The organism is Neisseria sp., from assembly GCF_030523955.1.
In the GTDB taxonomy this organism is placed as follows: Bacteria; Pseudomonadota; Gammaproteobacteria; order Burkholderiales; family Neisseriaceae; genus Neisseria.
In genome coordinates this window covers 1-20,904 of the sequence record NZ_JAUNHL010000023.1, presented here as the reverse complement: position 1 = coordinate 20,904, position 20,904 = coordinate 1, and the positions used below count along the sequence as shown (strand labels likewise).

Here is a 20,904-nt window from a genome sequence, read left to right as displayed (position 1 = left end):
GAAAAAACCGCACGGATGTACTTCGTGCGGTTGCCTGTCTGAAAAGAAAATTCTTTATTCTTTATGCAAAGAAACCACTATAGCCGCCCGATGCATTTTCCACTCCAATGGAATCACAAACGAGCGGTCTTGGCGCGGCAATATGCTTTCATCCGGTGCCCCGTGAACAACAAACGGTACGGAGATTTCAAACCGATCGCCAAATTTTTTGCGCGCATTACCGGCAATCGTATTGGCAACTTCGCCAACCAAATCCATTATATTGCTCTCGGAAACATCAGGCTCACCCATCAATCCCAGCAGGCGGCGCACCATATCGGCCGGAGCAGTAAAATATACTACCCCTTTATGACGGCCGGTAATCGCGATCACCCCGGAATACTGCTGCGCCTCCGGCACGTCATTTTCAATCAAATAAGGCGTACCGACAAAAATTTCTTCCCCTGCCATCTGGGCAAAATAATTTTGAACCCCTTCCAGAAAGACTTGTAACTCATCTTCTTTCATTGTTTATTAATCCTCCAGTAATTCCCGCAACGCACTGAACAGTTCTTCATCACTAAACGGTTTATAGATAAATCCTCTGGCACCGTATTCCAAAGCCCGGATACCTGTAGCTTTATCGGCCAAAGCGGAAATTACCAAAATATTCGCATCTTCATTGATATCGATAATCTTCTGAATACACTCCAAGCCGTCCATCTGCGGCATGGTCAGATCCATGGTCACCAAATCCGGACGCAGTAAATCATATAGCTGTACGGCATCTTTACCGTTACCGGCGGTTGCCACCACTTCCAACTCTATACTTTCCGAACCGCGCGCAATGCGGTTACGGATGACATTGGAGTCATCTACGATCATAATCGTCGGCATGCTTCTTCCTGAGTGATCAAAATTCTCCATCCAATCATTGAAATTCATTCATTAATGATTTTTAGGAACCATAATGGTAACCCGTGTGTATGCCCCTGCTCGCGTAGCGATGGAAATCTTGCCATTCATCTGTTTAACACGATCATGCACAATATCCATGCCTACACCTCGGCCCGCATCTTCATCACTGTGATCACGAGTAGAAAAGCCCGGCACAAAGATTTGCTTAATCAAAGACTTGGCATCCATGTTTCTGATGGTTTCCAACGAGTGGAAGCCTTCTTTTGCCAACTTTTGACGGATTTTTTCCAAATCAATCCCTGTACCGTCATCCTGCACACTCAACAAAACGGAATCATCGTTTTCACGCATCTCAACTCTCAAATGCCCTGCCGGCAGCTTATGTTTTCCGACACGCTCGTCAGGTTCTTCGATACCGTGCACGATCGAATTACGCAGTAGCTGAATGGCCAATTCGCGTAAATTAGTTCGGGTATTGATATTAAACGATATGTTATCCATGCCGATACAGGTAAAGTCAACCAACTTACCATTCCGTTCCGCTACTTCGGCGACAAACTTATTCAGCTGCGTCTTAACCGGCTCGGACTTGGTTGCTGCACTCGGGGAAATTGGTACGTTATTGCCGATAATACGTTGGCTCAAATCACCGATGGTTTGCGTCAAACTGAACAGCTCTTCAAGCGAAACCGTTAAAGGCAGAAAATCCTCTCCCGTTAACTTATTTCTGCTTTGCAGATCCTTCAAGGTATGTTCTAAATTTTCAGCAATCACCACAAAACCTTGTAAACCTAAAGAACTGGCGTCACCCTTCAATCCATGCACTTCGCGGAAAATAAACAGCAGCTTGTTAAAGAAATCGGATTGCACCCTCACCGGCTCTTTTAATTTTTCATTGATACTCTGATTGCGCTTTTCCGTATTCGCGATAAAGTCGGCCATCATATTCGGATCGGTTTTCAAAATGGAGCCCAACATTTCCAACTGAAGGTCGCTCTGCTCACGCTCCCGCTGGATTTTTTCCTCCAATCTCACCGCATCACTCACGTCACTTACACTGACCAATACATGTGAGATCTCTTGGCCTTGATAAACACGGTTGAATTTGAAATCGAGATAACGTGTTTCTTTAACACCGGCATCATTGGTTACCGTCATCTGTGTACGTATCAAAGGATTCAGGCTGCGGATCAAACGCTCTTTGGTTCGCGGGTTGTATAGCTGGTTCACAAAGCTGCCCGCGGTTTCGAGGTTTTCTTGGGAATCTACCATGTCAGACAATACATCCAACATATTTTTACCGCCCAACTCCTTCTTGCCCCACAAACGCTCCAGCTCGGCCGAATACTGCGAACCGATATTCAAATCTTTATCCAATAGAAAAAGACCGTTGTTGACAGTTTGCATAATCTCGTCGGTTTCACGGCGCGCAATTTCCGCCTTTTCGTCCGATTTACTCAAACGACGCATGAAAAAGCCGATAAAGAACAAGAAATAAATCAAGGATGCAGCAATGCCACTACGCTGAACCCAATGCAACGTATCGGTTTTTTTTGCGATATCAGCATTCAGGGCAACAATGATTTTATCGATTTCCTCATAAATCACACCCTGTTCTTCCGGCGTAAAAGTTGTCATATCATGAATCAAATCATGATTGATGTTTGTTGGCTTATATTCGGCCAACGTTTGAATATCCGGCTTGCGCTGCTGCCAGATTGTTTTAATTTTTTGCAATACAGCTATTGTTTCGGAGGAGCTTAAGGGTTCTACCCAATCCACTCCGCGGATAATGTCATAATCACCGCCCTGCTCTAACTTAGTGAACATTTCATCAAAAGACTGAACCGCTTCGGTCAATGCGGCCTGTTGCTCGGCCACAGCATCATCACCGCCCTCATGACGCCTTCCTTTCGACAACTCCTGTTCCAGCATTTCCTGATGAACAGATTGAACCGCCACTAAAACATCATAGCTGCTGTCGCTTAACACACCAGCCGCATCAATCTGCACTTGGTATTCTTGAATTTGCCCGGAAATATGCGTAGCCGCATACATTACTCCCGAAGCAAACAGTAGAAAAACAGCGATCGAAATGGTGACGCTTTTATAGCGTTTAAATGAAGACCCTATATTTTGTGAATCAATCGCTCGCTTAGACATAAATCTTCCTTATCTTTACTTCATAAACAATAGAGGCACCGGCCACATTTTATGCCGATGATCTTGTTTGCCCCGCCAGATATAGGATATAGGCTGTAAAAGCCTATCAAACGTATTCGTTTTTTCCTGGTATCAGCCCCAATAAAATATTTGCCTCAGAAGAAAATATCAAATTAAATAATAACTTTAAATAATATATTTAAATGAAACTTCCATTTTGATTATAATTTTAAAAATTAGAATTTGCAAACTTATCAGATAAGAAGCATGGTTGATTATATGGAAAATCACACATTTCACTATCCAAAAGATAGTTTTTTATATATTAACTACATTTGGCTAAGCACAATAAAACCCTATCCCCAGCGCATAGAAATATTGCATCAACGGTTATTTAGGTGCCATAAAACATATTGATAAAAACAATGCCTGTCTGAAAAAACCATACGGTCTTTTCAGACAGGCATCACAAACCAATGGTTCTGAATAAATTTCTTAACGACGCCGGCTGCCCGGCAGCGGCATATCCGCCCATTTCATGATATTGGCCACTTCGGCGGGGTTCAGCTCGTAAAACTGGCCGCGCTTGAGGCGGTTAGGCAGGCCGATGGGGCCGAAGCCCACGCGCACCAAGCGGCTGACGGTTAGTCCGAAATGTTCGAAAATGCGGCGCACTTCACGGTTGCGGCCTTCTTTAATCACCACGTTATACCATTTGTTCGCCCCTTCGCCGCCCTGCTCGTAAATACGCTCAGCCTTCGCCAAGCCGTCTTCCAGCATCACGCCCTCTTCGGTAAGCGTTTTCATTTGTTCGGCCGTTAATTCGCCGAGCACGCGCACGGCGTATTCGCGCTCCACTTCAAAGCTTGGGTGGGCAAAGCGGTTTACCAGTTCGCCCGAAGTAGTGAGAATCAATAGGCCGCTGGTATTGATGTCCAAGCGGCCGATGGCCACCCAACGGCTGCTGGCGGCCTGCGGCAGGCGGTCGAAAATACTCACGCGCCCTTGCGGGTCGTCGCGCGATACGATTTCGCCTTCCTGTTTGTAATACAAAATAATCCGCGGCAAGCGATCCGGCCATTTGAGCTTGATCACGCTGCCTTTCACCAACACCTGATCATCGGGCAATACTTTGTCGCCCAATTGCGCAGTTTTGCCGTTTACCGTTACCAAACCTTGGGTAATCCATTCCTCCATCTCGCGGCGCGAACCCACGCCCGATGCGGCCAGCGCTTTTTGCAAACGCACCGGCTCGAAGTTATCCAAATCGGCACGTTTTTCTTTCAAATCGCGGGCACGTTCCATGATTTTTTGGTTGGGGTTGCGCACCACCAGTTTTTTAGCACGCGCGGCCTGCGTTTTCGGCGCAACGGTTTTATCCTCCTGCAAACCTGTGTCCTCACGAGTACGCTTTGCTTTCAGGCTGCTACCCTTTTCAACAGTTTTACGCGGGCTTTTTTTGCTCACGCCATCGCGAAATTCGCGCTTACTTAAGGTTTTCTTAGGCATTTTGGAGTCTCCTAACGCGTTTTAGCGAAAAATATAGTGGCTTAGATTCAGAATAGGACAATAGGACAAGGTGCCGAGCCGAAGAGAGTACAGACAGTACGGTAGCTGTACTATTCCGAAATTGAGCCACTATAAAACGGTTCTTCTGCGGCAGGTCGGGTTGCTAAAAAGTTTTCAAAACCGCCGATATTGTATTTCAGGCTTCCTGAAAATCAATTCAAACGGATATCAGTATCTTCGCCTGTTAGCTTTTCAGGCTCCTGTTCAGACGTTTCCGAGGACTCTTCGTTGCCGCTGTCGGCCGGTTCGATTACATCCGGCAGCACCAACTCGCCCAAGGCGGTTAGCGGCGGCAATTCTTCCAAGCTCTCCAGTTGCAAATCGCTCAAAAATACATCGGTAGTCGCCCACAAAGCAGGACGGCCCACTGAATCACGGTGGCCGATAATTTCAATCCAACCTCTGTCTTGCAGCGTCTGCATCACATTTTGCGATACGGTTACTCCGCGTATACCTTCGATGTCGCCGCGGGTAACCGGCTGCTGATAGGCGATAATCGCCAGTGTTTCCATCACTGCACGCGAATAGCGCGGGGTGCGCTGCTCCTGCAGGCTGCCCAAGCGCTCGAAAGCGGATTGGGCAATCTGAAAACGCCAACCTTCATGAGTATGCACCAATTGCAGCGCACGGTTATGCCAGCGTGCTTTGAGATTGGCCAGTACATCGATTAATTTATCCGACGACAATGGCGGCTCGCACAACTGACGCATCTCTTTTTCGCTCAACGGTTCGGTTTGGGTGAGCAGCGCTGCTTCTATCAACGCATCTGGGGAAAGTTTTTCGGTCATGTTTTATTATTTTTCAGACAGGCATAGAAACCCTCCATGCCTGTCTGAAAACTTAATCAATAGAAAATCCGGTTTTATGCTTGGATTCCGGCAACACGGCAAAACCGCGTTTTTGCGCTTCTGCCTGATCTTTGGCCGCAATGGTATACACATTGATGTTCCCGGTTTGGCCGCCGCACACAGTGGGAAACATCACACCGTACAACATCTGTTTTTCAGCGGCATATACGCGTATACCGTGCAACTCTTGTTTCATGGCTTGCGCGCCGATACCGCTGCCTTCTTCGCATTGGCGGGAACCGTCGGGTTTATAAACCCGTATCCTAGCGTCCTCACGCTGTCCGGCCAAAGTGCAGGCAGTGAGCAGACCAATAGCCAAAACCGTTGCCAAAATGGTTTTCATGTTGTTTACCCTCACTTGGAGTAACCAAAACAGCAGGAACAAACAATCAAAGATTATCTGCTCGCAATCATCACGATGTACCTATTCCAAATATTTTCAGACAGGCATTAAATGCCTGTCTGAAAAAAGAAGTATCACGGCTTATCTGATTTATTTTTCAGACAGGCGTTTGTGTAAATCCAATAATTGCAAATCTTTTTCCAAAGGCATACCCCAATGGCCCTCATCCGGGAAAGGGCGCGAAGTACCGGTCAACTCGTAACCGCGGCGCTGGTAATAAGCCACCAATTCGGGGCGCTTATCGACCACACTCATCCGCATCCAGCCCTGCTTCAAATGCTGTACGGCAAAATTTTCCACTGCGCCCAGCATTTCGCCGCCTATACCTTGCTTTTGGACGGCGGGGTGCACGGCCACCATCTCAACACAAGCGGAATGTTCTTCGTCTTCTTGTGATTGCTGCCCCTGCAGATCCAATTCCACCACAATACAGCCGAGCAGACTGCCGGCTTCGGGTACTTGGCCGAAATTGTCGAAGGCAAAGAAATAATGTTTTTTGCCCTCAATCATGGCCGCAACATCATCGCGGCTGATGCGCTGGCCACTGATGATATTGGCTTCGTTGGTCCAACCTCCCTCACCGCGGTAGCAGGTATTGAGCAAGTCGGCGATATCATCCACATCATCCTCATCTGCCACACGCAACAAGAGGTTGTTTTTCATGACATATTCTCCTCGGTATTCTCATGCGGTAAATTCTTACCAATGTAAAATCATATTATGCCTGAACAAATATATTTCAGACAGGCATTATTGCCTTTACCAACCAAAAACATACACTTTTCACAATATTATGCTATTTATTTAGATAAACGGTTAGGATCTACCCCCACCTTTGCGTTCTGCTTTTCTCGCCTCGCGGGCAGCTTTGAGTGCCGCTTCGTTCTGTTGCGCCTTCTTTAACCAAATCGCCCATTGATTAGGCGTTTCCAGCGTGATCCGGCCGATTTGGCCGTCGCGAAAGTCGGTAAGCGCCACTTCGGCGGCTTTCTGATAATTGATGCGGCCGCCCGGTAACAGCGCACCGCGTTTTTTGCCTATCCACTCCAACCATTCTTCGTCACGCCAATGGCTGCTGGCGTCTTTATCCGCCTGATAACGGATTTGTAATTCCTGAAGGTAATGGCGGCGCAAATAATCAAGCAGTTCCAAAGCAACCACTTCTTCATCCAAAGCATTACGGCCGACTGCACCGCTGGCGGCCAGATTATAGCCGGATTCTTCCACGATGATTTTAGGCCACAACATCCCCGGCGTATCGTAAAGCCAGAAATCATCCGCTAGAAACAGCCGTTGCTCTGCTTTGGTAATACCCGGCTCATTACCGGTTTTGGCCGATTTTTTACCGAGCATACCGTTAATCAGCGTGGATTTTCCGACATTGGGAATACCGCAAATCAGAACACGCAAAGGTTTATCGATTCCCTGTCGGTTCGGCAACAAACTTCGGCAGGCACGGACGATTTTCTGGGCAGCTCCCGTATCAGAGGCATCCAGCGCAATCGCCAACGTATCGGGGCGCTCTTGAAGATGAGCCATCCAAGCTTCGGTACGATCCGGATCGGCCAAATCCTGCTTATTCAAAATCTTCAATTTGGGTTTGCCAACCGATAATTTGGCCAACAGCGGATTTTCACTGGAAGCCGGCAGGCGGGCATCCAGCACTTCAATCACCATATCCACCGACTTGAGGCGCTCGACAATGGCTTTCTTCGCCTTGTGCATGTGCCCGGGATACCATTGAATGGCCATAATCTGATTCTTTCGTCCGGTCTATCAACGTTCGGCCAATTTCGCCAACTGGCGGTGGCGGATCAATACATGGTATTTGCCGCGCAAGCGTTCGGCCAAACGCTCGGTCATATAAACAGAGCGGTGCTGCCCGCCGGTACAGCCCAAGCCTATGGTAACGTAACTGCGGCTTTCTACTTCCATACGCGGCAGCCAGCGGCTCATAAAATGTTCGATATCGTCCAATAACTCTTGTGCCAAAGGCTGCTGGTCAAGATATTCCTGAATCGGCTTATCCATACCGTTGAACGGTCTTAATTCGGGATCGTAATAAGGATTGGGCAGGCTGCGCATATCGAATACGAAGTCGACATTCGTCGGCACTCCGTATTTAAAACCGAACGACTCGATAATGACCAGCATGCCCTCATTATGAACATCTAACCATTGCAATACGCTGTAACGCAATTGCTGGGCATTCATCTTGGATGTATCGATGCAATAAGCCAAATCACGCAACGGAAACAACCAGTCGCGCTCTTGCCGCAAACTTTCGAGCAAAGTCAGTCGTTTGCCTGCCAAGGGATGGCTTCTGCGCGTTTCGGAAAAACGCCGCATCAATACATCTTCTGCTGCTTCTAAAAACAATAAATCAACTTCATGACCCAAGCCGCGCAACAGTTCAATCTGGCTCTTAGTCTGCTGCAAGCTGATGCTGGAACGGATATCGACACTGATACCCAGATGTTCTTCACCACCACGCTCCAAATGAAACGTTACCAATTCCGGCAACATCTCCAGCGGCATATTGTCTACACAGTAATAACCTAAATCTTCCAAAAGTTTGAGTGCAACCGACTTGCCTGAACCGGACAAGCCGCTAATCAATACTATCTTCATGGTTGAGTTCGTCTTCCTTCAACATGGTTTGGTGCCGTTCCAAAAATTCTTTGGTACTGTCTTTGCCGCGCAGCTGCAAGATGAAATTGCGTACCGCCGCCTCCACCAATACCGCCAAGTTACGGCCCACCGCCACCGGCAACATGACCGAACGGATATTGACATTAAGAATGGATTCGGTTTCGGTACGTATACTCAAGCGGTCGATTTGTTTCATATATTCATCATCGGCCGGCACCAAATTAATAATTAATTGTAGATTTTTTTTCGGGCGAATGGAGGTTTCGCCAAAGATATGACGGATATTCAAAATACCCAGCCCGCGCACCTCCAAAAAATCACGCAGCATGGCCGGGCAACGGCCTTCAAGCGTTTCAGGCCCAGTACGGTGCAATTCCACCGCATCATCGGCCACCAGGCTGTGGCCACGCGAGATCAACTCCAACGCCAACTCGCTCTTACCCAAACCCGAATGGCCGGTAATCAATACGCCTACTTCAAAAACATCCAGAAATACACCGTGCTTAACCACCGACACTGCGAGCGCCCGCTGTAGATAAATGCGCAAAACATCCATCAGATGCGGGCTTTCCAGCTTAGAGGTCAACAAGGGGATATTGCTGGTATGACAATAATCGCGCAGCATCGGCGGAACCGGCAGACCGTTGGCAACGATTACCAATGAAGTTTGCAATTCGATATTGCGGCCGAAGATGAAATCGCTTTCTCCGGCTTCCAACCGTTTGAAATATTCGACTTCCGCTACGCCCAACACCTGTACCTGATTAGGATGGATAAAATTCAAATGGCCGACAAGCGCCAGCACGGGCTTGTCGGCTTCCACTCCGATACGGTTATCGGCACCCGCCGTTCCTGCCGACCAAGCCAATTGCAGCTTGTGCTGGTTGTCTTGATAGAGACGGCGGACGGAAATACTGGGCATAAATTATTCTTCAACCAAGATACGGTGGGCTTCTTCGGCCGTCTGTGCCGCCAATAAAGCTTCACGAACGGATTTAACGGAAAATTTGCCGGCTAATTTTGAAAGGACTTCCAGATGCTCGCCGGTAGCATTTTCCGGTACCAACAGCACAAACACCAAAGACACAGGCTTGCCATCCGGCGCATCAAAGGCTACCGGTTCCAGAGTACGGATAAAAGCGCCGATGGCTTTTTTCACCGAAGCATGGCGCCCGTGCGGAATCGCTACTCCCTGTCCTAAACCGGTCGTACCGAGTTTTTCACGGGCAAACAGGCAATCAAACACATCGGCTCGCGCTAAGCCGGCTTCGTTTTCCAACAACAATCCGGCCTGTTCAAACAGGCGCTTCTTACTGCTGACCTCCAAATCAAGGACTATATGGGATAAAGGGAGGATATCGCCAATCAGACTCATGGATTCTCTCTATAAAATCAAGCTGGTTTGGGGCAAGATGCCAAACAAGATACAGGTCGGGATTTTACCGACTGTTTATCGGAATCTCAATCTTTACGTTTGAATTTACATTGATCCGGCTTGATTAAAGCGTCCTCCTCCTATCATGCCTGTCTGAAAAAATAAAAAATAATATATTGTTTTATTTAATATTAAATAGAATTTGAACTAAAAACCTCTCCGCACGAAACATCATCTAGGCAATAAAATCAGCCGGTTTTCTAGTTTCCCCCCCGCTTTTCCGCTACAATCAGTCAACCCGGCAGGCGGGTCGCTGTAGAAAAACCTTATCTTTTTCTTTATCACGCCGCCGATTCTGTCTGTAACGGTACTATCTTGATAGATTTATGTACCGCCCACTTACAACAATAACCGATGCCGCTTTTCTCTGCTTTTTGGAAGCTGCACCCACTACAAGGATACCCGAATGCGACTGTCTTCTCTTGTATTGCCTTTATTGTGTTTGATGCCCGGTTTGGCTTTTTCCGCCGAATTGAACGGTGCGGAAATGAGCCTTTTATGGGGCCTGCCATTTGCCGCCATTCTGCTCTCTATCGCCACATTTCCACTGTTTTTACCGCATGTATGGCATCATCATTTCGGAAAAATCACCGCCTTCTGGACGCTGTTGTTTTTATTGCCTTTTATCGCAACATTTGGTTTTAGCGCGGGATTAAGTACCGTTGTTCATGCCTTAGTAGGCGAATATATCCCGTTTATTATCTTGCTATTGGCACTTTATACCATTTCCGGTGGTATTCTACTTTCCGGCAACTTGCACGGCAGCCCGAAAACCAATACCGCCATTCTGGCCATCGGTACGGTACTGGCCTCGATTATGGGTACGACCGGTGCGGCCATGCTGTTAATCCGCCCGCTTTTGCGTGCTAACGATAACCGCAAGCACCGGGTACATGTAGTGATTTTCTTCATCTTTCTGGTGGCCAACATCGGCGGCGGCCTCACGCCCCTGGGCGATCCGCCGCTGTTCCTCGGTTTCTTGAAGGGCGTGGACTTTATGTGGACGGTAAAACATATGTTGCCGCCCGTATTGATCAGCAGCGTGATTCTGTTGGTATTGTTTTACTTCCTCGACTGCTATTTTTACAGCAAGGAAGACGAGCTGGAACCGCTTGACCCTACTCCCGACAGCCCTACTCAAATCCATGGAAAATTCAATTTTCTATTATTGGTCTGCGTGGTTGGTGCGGTGTTGATGTCCGGTCTGTGGAAACCCGGTGTTTCCTTCGATATTTATGGTACGCCTTATGAATTGCAAAACCTTACCCGCGACCTGATTTTGCTCGGACTAACCATTGTTTCACTAAAAATGACTCCGCAACAGGTACGTGCCGGCAACGAATTTAACTGGGATCCGATATTGGAGGTCGGCAAGCTGTTTCTCGGTATTTTTATCACCATTGCTCCCGTACTGGCCATCCTGCGTGCCGGTGAAGCCGGGCATTTTGCCCCCCTGATTTCTCTGGTGCACGATACTGCCGGAGATCCGATTAATGCACGTTATTTCTGGATGACGGGTATCCTGTCGGCCTTCCTCGACAACGCCCCAACCTACCTCGTGTTCTTCAACATGGCTGGTGGCGACGCACAATCCCTGATGAGCGGCCCGCTTTTCCATACCCTGTTGGCTATCTCCATGGGTTCGGTATTTATGGGGGCACTCAGCTATATCGGTAATGCACCGAACTTTATGGTGAAGTCGATTGCCGAGCAGCGTAAAGTAGCGATGCCGAGCTTCTTCGGTTACATGCTCTGGTCGTTCGGTATTTTGGGCCCGTTGTTTGTATTACATACTTTTATTTTCTTTATCTGGCAATGGTTCTGATGATTTAAACCAAACAAATGCCTGTCTGAAAAGTTTTCAGACAGGCATTTTTAATCCGGCTCACGGTTACCCGTTCCGAAATGTTTTATCCCTCCAGTTCACGACTGGCGAACACGCACTCCACCCCGGCATCCTCCAGCTTTTTGGCCAGCACATCATCTATCGGACTGTCGGTAAACAAAGCATCAAACTCGGTAATATCACCCATGCGCACCAGTGCCGGCCGGCCGAACTTGCTGCTGTCGGCAGCCAGATAGCGGGTACGCGCATTGTGCATCATCGCCTGCATCACGCTCACCTCTTTGTAATCGAAATCGAACAGCGTACCGTCTTCTTCGATACCCGAAGCGCTCAGCACGGCGTAATCGACTTTGAATTGGTTGATGAAATCCACCGTGGCCACGCCGGTGATGCCGCCGTCGACCGGACGCACCACGCCGGAAGTAATCATCACGGTATAATCGCTGCGCGCCGACAAAATCGAGGCCACATGGATATTGTTGGTCACCACGCTAAGCCCGTTGCGTTGTTTCACCAGTGCATTGGCCACCGCTTCGATAGTGGTGCCTATGCTTAAAAACAGAGTGGCTCTATCGGGAATATGCGCGGCAATCGCATCAGCGATGTGCGCTTTTTCGATTTGCAACTTGTTTTTTTGCAACATGAAATCTTCGGTTTCCAGCGCTTCGCCCAAAGCCGCCCCACCGTGGTAACGGCGCAGCAGGTGCTCTTCGCACAAAAGATTGATGTCGCGGCGCACGGTTTGCGGGGTTACATCCAGCTGGCGCGCCAACTCTTCGATCGGCATAAAGCCGTTTTCGCGTACCAATGCAATAATGCGTTCGTGTCGTTTGATTTTCGGAGCCATCAGGTTGGTTTCAATAATATCGGTTTATAAAAATCTTTCGAAAACATCTGTTTCAACGGAGATATTCTTTACATGATAACACAGCCGCCATCCTACTTTCCGACCGTTTAAAAACTGGAAAAAAACACCATTAAAAACGGGGCGGAGACATTAATCACAAAGCCGAAGCTGATGGCCAGCGGTACCACCGCCAAGCCGCCGGAACTTTGTATTACCGGCAAGGTAAAGTCCAAACTGGTTGCACCGCCGACACCGACCGCTGCGCTGGGATAACGGCGCATCAGCAGCGGAATAAACATTAAGGCGAAAAACTCACGCGCCAAATCGTTCACCAACGCCACACTGCCCCATACCGGGCCGTAAGCGCCGGTCATCACGATACCGGAGAGCGAATACCAGCCGAAGCCTGATGCCAGCGCCAATCCTTGGCTCAGTTTCACCCCCGGCATCAACAATGCAAACAATGCGCCGCCGATTAAGCCGGACACGGTAATCAGCACAAAGGTTTCCACACCGCGCCGGTTAATCAGCACTTTGCGCAAAGTAATGCCGCTGCTGCCCAACTGTATGCCCACCAATAATACCAACAGCATCAGCGCATAAGTATTGGCCGATTCCGGCGGCAGCCAGCTCTCTTTTAACGCCCGCCCCAATACAAAACCGGCCAGCACGCAAGCGATCTGCTTCAAACTGCCGCTAATGCTGACGCGCGCCTTGCGGCCGCTCCCCTGCAAATCGTTCTGCCAGGGCCGTTTGCGGTCAAACAGCATCAAGATCAAGAGATTCATGCCGATAACGCAAGCAAAAAGCAAAGCCCCCGCCCCTGCGATAAAACCGATTTCGCGACCGATATTGTCCACCTGCGCCAGCGAAATACCGATCAGGCCGAGAATGATATAAACCAAAGCGTTCAAGCCTTTGTCTACCAACCGTAAAATGTGTTTCGGCACACGGATAAAGAAGCCGATAAACAGAGGCGTGAGAATCGAAATCAGGGTAATCAGGCTGTCCATAAATCTTTCTTAGCGGCAAATATGGCAAAAGCCGCAACAGCGGCCTACGGCAGGGTTCGACAGCCTGCGCGCCTTAATGCGCCGGCCGCCGGACTTCCTCCAAACGGTTATTGGTCGACAAATGCACGCTCGATCAGATAATCGCCGCGCTGGCCCATTTTCGGCGACACTTTCAAACCAAAGCCGTTGAGCACTCCGCTCACGTCTTTGAGCATCGCCGGGCTGCCGCACAACATGGCGCGGTCGTGTTCCGGATTCATCATCGGCAAGCCGATGTCCTGGAACATTTTGCCGCTCAACATTAAATCGGTGATGTGGCCGCGGTGCGGATATTCTTCGCGCGACACCACGGGATAGTAAATCAGTTTTTCTTTGACCAATTCGCCCAGATATTCATGTTCCGGCAGCTCTTTGGTGAAACGGTCGTAATAAGCCAAGTCTGTTTCATAACGCACGCCGTGCACTAAAATTACTTTTTCAAATTGATCGTACACTTCCGGATCTTTGGTGATGCTCAAGAACGGTGCGATACCGGTGCCGGTGGAGAGCAGATACAGGTTTTTTCCGGGATTCAGGTCGCCGCAAATCAAGGTGCCGGTGGGCTTTTTACTCACCAATACCTCATCCCCTACTTTCAGGTGTTGCAAACGGCTGGTCAGCGGGCCGTCCTGCACTTTGATGCTGAAAAATTCGAGATGCTCTTCCCAGTTGGCGCTGGCCACGCTGTAGGCACGCATCAGCGGTTTGCCATCCACCATAAGGCCGACCATCACGAATTGGCCGTTTTCGAAACGCAACGAATCGTCGCGGGTGCAGGTAAAGGTGAAATAGGCATCGGTCCAGTGGTGGACGGATAAAACTTTCTGTACGTTAAATGCTGCCATTTTTATCTTTCAATCATGATCAATTTTTTAAACAGGTTTTCAGACAGGCATTCCGTTATATATGCCTGTCTGAAAAATCGGAAATCTTATTCTTGAAACTGCAAGCTGTGCAAATCGGCATAGCGGCCTCCTTTGGCCAGCAATTCGTGGTGGCTGCCCTGCTCGACGATACGGCCCTCGTGCATCACCACGATATTGTCGGCATTCTCGACAGTGGAGAGGCGGTGTGCAATCACAATGGTGGTTCTGTCCTGCATCAACTTTTCCAAAGCCGCCTGCACCAAGCGCTCGGATTCGTTGTCCAGCGCGCTGGTGGCCTCGTCCAAAATCAGAATCGGCGCATTTTTCAGCAAAGCGCGCGCAATCGCCAAGCGCTGGCGCTGGCCACCGGAGAGCTTCACGCCGTTTTCGCCGATTTCGGTTTGCAAGCCTTGCGGCATCGCCTGAATAAATGCCCAAGCATTGGCTGCCTTAGCCGCCTGTATGATCTCCGCTTCGCTGCTCACCCGGCTCAACTGGCCATAGGCAATATTATTGGCCACCGTATCATTAAACAGCACCACGTCTTGGCTGACCAGCGCCATTTGCGAGCGCAGGCTTTTCAAGCTGTATTCGCGGATGTCGGTACCGCCGATTTTCACCGCTCCTTCGGTCGGATTGAAAAAGCGCGGTAACAGATTAACCAAGGTCGTTTTACCGCAACCGGATGCGCCAACCAAAGCCACCACCTTGCCGTGCGGCACGGTTAAGTCCACGCCCTTGAGGCTGTCCCTTTCGGCATTCGGATAGCGGAACACCACGTTTTCAAAACGGATATCGCCTTCCACCCGGCTCAAATCCATCGTACCGCCGTCTACTTCGTCGGGTTCGTCAAGGAAACCGAACACGCTCTCGGCCGCGGCCAAACCGCGCTGCAACGATTGCATGATACCGGTCATCCGCTTAATCGGGTCGAACATCATCAGCATCGCCGATAAAAACGACATAAAATCACCGGCGCTGAAATCGGCGCTGCTGGCTTGGCGTGCGGCAAAATAAAGAATTAAAGCGAGCGCAATCGCAATCATCAGCTGGGTAATCGCACTGCTGGCCGAACCGGCAGCGGTTTGTTTCACCAGATTGCGCTGCACGCCGTCGGCGGCGTGATCGAAACGGGCGCTTTCGCGCTGCTGGCCGCCGTAGATTTTCACTACCCGCGAGCCGTCTATGGTTTCGTTCAGCACTTCGGTCATCATGCCCATTTGCTGCTGGTTCTGGCGCGACAGGCCGCGCAACCGCTTGCTGACGATGCGTACGCACAAACCGACCACCGGCAGGGTCACAAACGTAATCAGGGTCAGGTGCCAATCAAGGTACAGCAGCAAACCGAGCAAGCCGATTACGCTCACGCCGTCTTTAGCCAACACGGTAATCACGCCAAAGCCGGCATCGGCAATCTGGTTGGCATCGTTCAGAATACGCGACATCACGCGCCCGCTGGCGTGTTCGCCGAAATAACCGGTCGGCAGCCGCAACAGCTTGGCAAACATTTCGTCGCGCATACGCTTGACCAAATGGCTGGCCAAATAGCTGGTGGCGTATTCGTTGATAAAATTGAATAAGCCGCGCACCAAAAACAACCCGACAATCGCCAAAGGCAGCCAGGTCATTTTTTCCATATTTTTCTCGACGAAGCCCTCGTTAATCAAAGGCTTGATCAGATAGGCGAACAACGGCGCCGTTGCCGCTACCACCAGCATGGCCAATACGGCGGCGGAAAAGACTTTCCAATAACCTTTCAGGTAAATGGCCAGGCGCCGGTAAAGCTCCCACGCCGAAGTTTCGGGCTGGCGTTGCATAAAAATTCTCTTATTCGATGAAAGCGGGATTGTAGGTGAAAACCGCCGGAGCAACAATGCGGGCGGTTTTCAGACAGGCATGAGCCGGTATGAACAACTTTTATCAGGCCAGCGTGTCGCGAATCAGTTGTTTCACCGCTTCGGCATTGGCCGGCATCACCGTTACCCGCTGCGGCAAATCTTCCAAGCTCGCCAGCTTGGCCGGGCGCGGAATCTCCACTTCGCCGACGGCTTCGGCAATCGTTTCGGCAAACTTGGCCGGCAGCGCGGTTTCCAAGCAAATAATGGTTTCGCCCGCTTCGCGCAACTCTCGCGCCACCTTCACGCCGTCGGCGGTATGCGGATCGAGTAATTCGCCCTCTTCCTTGTACACCTGGCGGATAACTTCCAAACGGTTCCGGTGCAGGCTCTTGCCGGAAACGAAGCCGTATTTTTCATGAATGGTATCGAGCATAAAACCCAAATCAAAGCCTTTGCCGACGCCGACTTCCGCCCACAAGGTTTGCACCTCGTCGGCATCACGCTCCATCAGATCAAAGATGAAACGTTCGAAGTTGGAGGCTTTGGAAATATCCATCGACGGGCTGGAGGTAACATAAGTATGCGAGGCGTTGCGCGGGCGGTATTCGCCGGTTTTGAAAAACTGGTCGAGCACGTCGTTTTCATTGGTCGCCACAATCAGACGGTGAATCGGCAAGCCCATTTGGCGGGCGATGTGGCCGGCGCAAACATTACCGAAATTGCCGCTGGGTACGCAGAAGCTCACTTTTTGTTCGTTGCTGGTGGTGGCGCGGAAATAACCGTAGAAGTAATACACGATTTGCGCCAACACGCGGCCCCAGTTAATCGAGTTAACCGTGCTGATGCGGTATTCTTCTTTAAAGTGCGCATCGTTCTGCAAGGCTTTCACGATATCCTGGCAATCGTCGAACATTCCTTCAATGGCGATATTATGAATGTTTTCGTCTTGCAGGCTGTACATCTGCGCGCGCTGGAAAGCGCTCATTTTGCCTTCCGGCGACATCATGAACACATTCACGCCGTCCTTGCCGCGCAATGCGTATTCCGCCGCCGAGCCGGTATCGCCGCTGGTGGCGCCCAAAATATTCAGCGACTTGCCTTCTTTGGCCAATACATATTCGAACGCATTGCCGAGAAACTGCATGGCGATGTCTTTAAACGCCAGCGTCGGGCCGTTGGACAAAGCTTGGATACGGATGCCGTCGCGTAAGGTGCGTACCGGCGTAATCTCGTCGCTGCCGAAAATTTCGGCATTGTAAGTACGGTCGATAATATCGCGCAAATCCGCCGGCGGAATATCGGTGGCAAACAGGCTCATGATGGAAAATGCCAGATCCGGATAGCTCAAGCCGCGCCATTCGTGCAAAATGGCCGGGCCGATTTCCGGATAGGATTCCGGCAGCATCAGGCCGCCGTCGGGCGCCAGGCCCATCAGAAGAACTTCGCTGAACTGTTTGCGTGCGGTTTGGCCGCGGGTGCTGATGTATTTCATAAAACCGTTTCCGATTAATTAAAGCGGTTGATCAATAAAGTGATAATGGTTTCAGACAGGCATTCTGCTATCTTTAAATATGCCTGTCTGAAAATTTTTTTTAGCGGTATAAACGTTTCACGCAAGCAGTAACCGTTCTGGCAGTAATACCGGCCACCGCCTGATTGCGGGTGGACGTATTGACCATCTGCATCATATCGTTGGCGGTAATCTGCTGCATTGCCTCTTCGCTGGCACAGCCGCAGATTTTATCTTCCCATTCGCGCTGTTTTTCCGCCGTCATTGCCAAAGCGATCACGCGCCATTCGTTGCGATTGGCCAACTCGGTGCGGCATTGGTTGTCCACCGCCATTTTCACCATTGAATTCACGCCCAAACCACCGCCGCTGTTGCCGCCGAACACATCGGTGCCGCTGCCGGAAGCGCAAGCGCCCAAAAACAAAGAAAGAGATAAAGTTGCCAAAATACGTTTCATGAATTCCCCCTAATCCGGGTTAAATATACATTAAAAAACAGCGGATATCTTCTGCTTCGCTACCGCCGCACCTTGCCGTAAAGCCTAAAGAATATACAAAAACACGCAACCGCCGGCTTTATCCGGCATCGCATATCCGCGCCAAATATTGTTCGCGGTCCGCCTCCGTAATACTGCGCACTACTTTGCAAGGCGAACCCATCGCCAGCGAGCCGGCCGCAATATCTTTGGTCACCAAGCTGCCCGCCGCAATCACGCAATCGTCGCCTATGCTTACCCCACCCAGTATGATGCTGTGCGCACCGATCCATACGTTGTTGCCGATGGTAATCGGTTTGGCATCTTCCCAAGCCTGGTTGCGCAAACCGGCATCCAGCGGGTGGCCGACGGTATACAAGCCGACATTGGGCGCCAGCAAGACATTATTGCCGATTTTCACGCCCCCCGCATCCAGAATGGTGCAGTTGAAATTGGTGTAAAAATAATCGCCAACCTCGATATAAGTGCCGTAATCGCAATAAAACGGCTGGGTAATGAAGACATCCTTGCCCGCCTTGCCCAACAGTTCGCGGATAATACGGTCGCGCGCCGCCATATCGCCCGGGCGCGTCATAACGTTGTAGTCATGCAGCAGTTCTTTCGCACGGTCACGCTCTTCCGTTAGCTCTGCATCCATCGGTTTGTGCGGCAAACCGGCCAGCATTTTTTCACGATCACCCAACATCGCCCATCCCGTTTACAAAAAGGAAACATTGTACAACATCGCGGCATCGTCGGCATCATTTGTACGGCATACCGCCGGTACATCGATACGCGCTATAATCCCTCTAACCGTTTTCAACATGCCTGTCTGAAAACATATGCTTGAAAATGTAGCAGTCTGTCAAAATTTAAACGCCAGCCCATCAGCCTCCCCAAGCTTGATCCGAATGTTTTTCCAAACGATGTAGGGGGGGTTAACATGCCGATGCCTGTCTGAAAAACCTGTCTTAAAAAGAAAGAACCGCCATGCCAGACCTCTTCTCCCGCCAGCCCGATGCCCCGCTCGCCGAACGCCTGCGCCCGCACTCGCTCGATAACGTGATCGGCCAGCGGCACTTAATCGGCGAAGGTAAGCCGCTGCGGGTGGCGGTGGAAGGCGGCAAACCGCATTCCATGCTGCTGTGGGGGCCGCCGGGCGTGGGCAAAACCACGCTGGCGCGGATTCTGGCGCAGAGTTTCAACGCCCAGTTTCTGCCCGTGTCGGCCGTGTTTTCGGGCGTGAAAGACATCCGCGAAGCCATTCTGAAAGCCGAAACCGCCCTGCAACAGGGGCGCTCGACAATTTTGTTCGTCGACGAAGTGCACCGCTTCAACAAAGCCCAGCAGGATGCGTTTCTACCCCATGTGGAAAGCGGCCTGCTCACCTTTATCGGCGCTACCACCGAAAACCCTTCGTTCGAAGTCAACCCCGCCCTGTTGAGCCGTGCGCAGGTATATGTGTTGCAGCCGCTCTCGGCGCAGGATTTGCAGCAACTGATCGATAAAGTGCTCGCCCTGCCCGATTACCAAGGCTTTGCCATAAACGATGAAGCCCGCGAACTGTTGTGCAACACCGCCGACGGCGACGCGCGCCGGCTGCTGAATCTGTTGGAACAACTGCTGCGCGCAGCCGCCACCCGCCGCCTGAACGAACTCACCCCCGAGTTTCTCGCCGAAAGCCTGGGCGCGCAAATCCGCCGCTTCGACAAAGGCGGCGAGAGCTTTTACAACCAGATTTCCGCCCTGCACAAATCCGTGCGCGGCTCCCACCCCAACGCCGCGCTGTATTGGTTTTGCCGTATGCTCGACGGCGGCACCGACCCGCGCTACCTCGCCCGCCGCATCGTGCGCATGGCTTGGGAAGACATCGGCCTGGCCGACCCGCGCGCCATGCAGATGGCCAACGAAGCCGCCGCCACTTACGAGCGGCTAGGTTCTCCCGAAGGCGAACTCGCGCTGGCGCAGGCCGTGCTCTATCTGGCCGCCGCCGCCAAATCCAACGCCGGCTATATGGCCTACAACCAAATGCGCGATTTCGTGAAAAACAATGCCAGCGACGAAGTGCCCGTGCATCTGCGCAACGCCCCCACCAAAATGATGAAAGAGCTGGGCTACGGCCGCGAATACCGCTACGCCCACGACGAGCCGCATGCCTATGCCGCAGGCGAAAGCTATATGCCCGACGGCCTGGCCGAGCCGGATTTCTACCAACCCGTGCCGCGCGGCCTCGAAATCAAAATCGGTGAAAAACTCGCCTGGCTCAAACAGTTGGATGACGAGGCCGGTGAGCAATAAGCTTAATCCCAAACTGCATCGGATTCCGGCCTTTTGAAACATCAGCCGGCAGCATACAAAATTGCCCGCAACAGAGGCGGGCAAACCAATCATTCGTTTTCTTCGATTCTTAAAGATCTATCGACAATGGACGCAACGGCAGTGTTTTGTCTCTTGAATTGACAATCTAAGTGCAACAAATGCGAAGAGGTGCCCATAAAGCAGT

20 protein-coding genes are annotated in these 20,904 nt (G+C 50.6%); 2 read left to right on the top strand and 18 right to left on the bottom strand.

Annotated features, from left to right (window positions below):
* Nucleotides 1–54: 54 nt before the first annotated feature.
* From Q4C79_RS06475 to ptsN, 11 genes are all read right to left on the bottom strand, one after another.
* Entirely contained in the window at nt 55–507 is a 453-nt protein-coding gene (locus Q4C79_RS06475; protein ID WP_303090209.1) for a chemotaxis protein CheX, read from the bottom strand.
* A gap of 6 nt (nt 508–513) precedes the next feature.
* On the bottom strand, nt 514–876 hold the full coding sequence (locus tag Q4C79_RS06470) for a response regulator (RefSeq protein ID WP_303090208.1): 363 nt from the start codon (nt 874–876) through the stop codon (nt 514–516).
* A gap of 51 nt (nt 877–927) precedes the next feature.
* Nucleotides 928–3,060 carry an ATP-binding protein gene (locus tag Q4C79_RS06465; RefSeq protein ID WP_303090207.1) on the bottom strand — a complete coding sequence of 711 codons (2,133 nt, stop codon included), beginning with the start codon at nt 3,058–3,060 and terminating at the stop codon, nt 928–930.
* Nucleotides 3,061–3,555: 495 nt separating this feature from the next.
* Nucleotides 3,556–4,569, bottom strand: a complete 1,014-nt coding sequence (locus tag Q4C79_RS06460; protein WP_303090206.1) for a pseudouridine synthase — start codon at nt 4,567–4,569, stop codon at nt 3,556–3,558.
* 212 nt (nt 4,570–4,781) lie between these two features.
* The gene (locus Q4C79_RS06455; RefSeq protein ID WP_303090205.1) at nt 4,782–5,417 is read right to left on the bottom strand and encodes an SMC-Scp complex subunit ScpB; all 636 of its coding nucleotides are present in this window, start codon (nt 5,415–5,417) and stop codon (nt 4,782–4,784) included.
* Between the two features lie 52 nt (nt 5,418–5,469).
* Entirely contained in the window at nt 5,470–5,820 is a 351-nt protein-coding gene (locus tag Q4C79_RS06450; RefSeq protein ID WP_303090204.1) for a hypothetical protein, read from the bottom strand.
* A gap of 150 nt (nt 5,821–5,970) precedes the next feature.
* A complete protein-coding gene (locus tag Q4C79_RS06445) occupies nt 5,971–6,543 on the bottom strand; it encodes an N-acetyltransferase (RefSeq protein ID WP_303090203.1) in 573 nt (190 codons plus the stop codon).
* 153 nt (nt 6,544–6,696) lie between these two features.
* Entirely contained in the window at nt 6,697–7,632 is a 936-nt protein-coding gene (gene ylqF / locus Q4C79_RS06440; protein ID WP_303090202.1) for a ribosome biogenesis GTPase YlqF, read from the bottom strand.
* Between the two features lie 24 nt (nt 7,633–7,656).
* A complete protein-coding gene (gene rapZ, locus Q4C79_RS06435) occupies nt 7,657–8,511 on the bottom strand; it encodes an RNase adapter RapZ (RefSeq protein ID WP_303090201.1) in 855 nt (284 codons plus the stop codon).
* Nucleotides 8,492–9,454: an HPr(Ser) kinase/phosphatase gene (gene hprK, locus Q4C79_RS06430; protein WP_303090200.1), complete on the bottom strand. Its 963-nt coding sequence runs from the start codon at nt 9,452–9,454 to the stop codon at nt 8,492–8,494. Before hprK ends, rapZ begins: the two co-directional genes overlap by 20 nt.
* A gap of 3 nt (nt 9,455–9,457) precedes the next feature.
* Nucleotides 9,458–9,907, bottom strand: coding sequence for a PTS IIA-like nitrogen regulatory protein PtsN (ptsN, locus tag Q4C79_RS06425; RefSeq protein WP_303090199.1), 450 nt, complete (start codon nt 9,905–9,907; stop codon nt 9,458–9,460).
* Between the two features lie 466 nt (nt 9,908–10,373).
* Between ptsN and Q4C79_RS06420 the strand changes: the two genes are divergently transcribed.
* Complete coding sequence (locus Q4C79_RS06420; protein WP_303090198.1) at nt 10,374–11,792, top strand: sodium:proton antiporter; 1,419 nt, start codon at nt 10,374–10,376, stop codon at nt 11,790–11,792.
* Between the two features lie 85 nt (nt 11,793–11,877).
* Here Q4C79_RS06420 and Q4C79_RS06415 read toward each other — a convergent pair whose 3' ends face one another.
* From Q4C79_RS06415 to Q4C79_RS06385, 7 genes are all read right to left on the bottom strand, one after another.
* A complete protein-coding gene (locus Q4C79_RS06415; RefSeq protein WP_303090197.1) occupies nt 11,878–12,660 on the bottom strand; it encodes a DeoR/GlpR family DNA-binding transcription regulator in 783 nt (260 codons plus the stop codon).
* Nucleotides 12,661–12,767: 107 nt separating this feature from the next.
* A complete protein-coding gene (locus Q4C79_RS06410; RefSeq protein ID WP_303090196.1) occupies nt 12,768–13,673 on the bottom strand; it encodes a lysine exporter LysO family protein in 906 nt (301 codons plus the stop codon).
* 107 nt (nt 13,674–13,780) lie between these two features.
* Complete coding sequence (locus tag Q4C79_RS06405; RefSeq protein WP_303090195.1) at nt 13,781–14,557, bottom strand: ferredoxin--NADP reductase; 777 nt, start codon at nt 14,555–14,557, stop codon at nt 13,781–13,783.
* 86 nt (nt 14,558–14,643) lie between these two features.
* On the bottom strand, nt 14,644–16,395 hold the full coding sequence (gene msbA, locus Q4C79_RS06400) for a lipid A export permease/ATP-binding protein MsbA (protein WP_303090194.1): 1,752 nt from the start codon (nt 16,393–16,395) through the stop codon (nt 14,644–14,646).
* 103 nt (nt 16,396–16,498) lie between these two features.
* Complete coding sequence (gene thrC, locus Q4C79_RS06395; protein WP_303090193.1) at nt 16,499–17,908, bottom strand: threonine synthase; 1,410 nt, start codon at nt 17,906–17,908, stop codon at nt 16,499–16,501.
* Between the two features lie 100 nt (nt 17,909–18,008).
* Entirely contained in the window at nt 18,009–18,383 is a 375-nt protein-coding gene (locus Q4C79_RS06390; protein ID WP_303090192.1) for a hypothetical protein, read from the bottom strand.
* Nucleotides 18,384–18,501: 118 nt separating this feature from the next.
* Nucleotides 18,502–19,107: a sugar O-acetyltransferase gene (locus Q4C79_RS06385; protein ID WP_303090191.1), complete on the bottom strand. Its 606-nt coding sequence runs from the start codon at nt 19,105–19,107 to the stop codon at nt 18,502–18,504.
* Between the two features lie 284 nt (nt 19,108–19,391).
* On the opposite strand from Q4C79_RS06385, the gene Q4C79_RS06380 reads away from it, so the two are divergent.
* Nucleotides 19,392–20,699, top strand: a complete 1,308-nt coding sequence (locus Q4C79_RS06380) for a replication-associated recombination protein A (RefSeq protein WP_303090190.1) — start codon at nt 19,392–19,394, stop codon at nt 20,697–20,699.
* Nucleotides 20,700–20,904 lie beyond the last annotated feature (205 nt).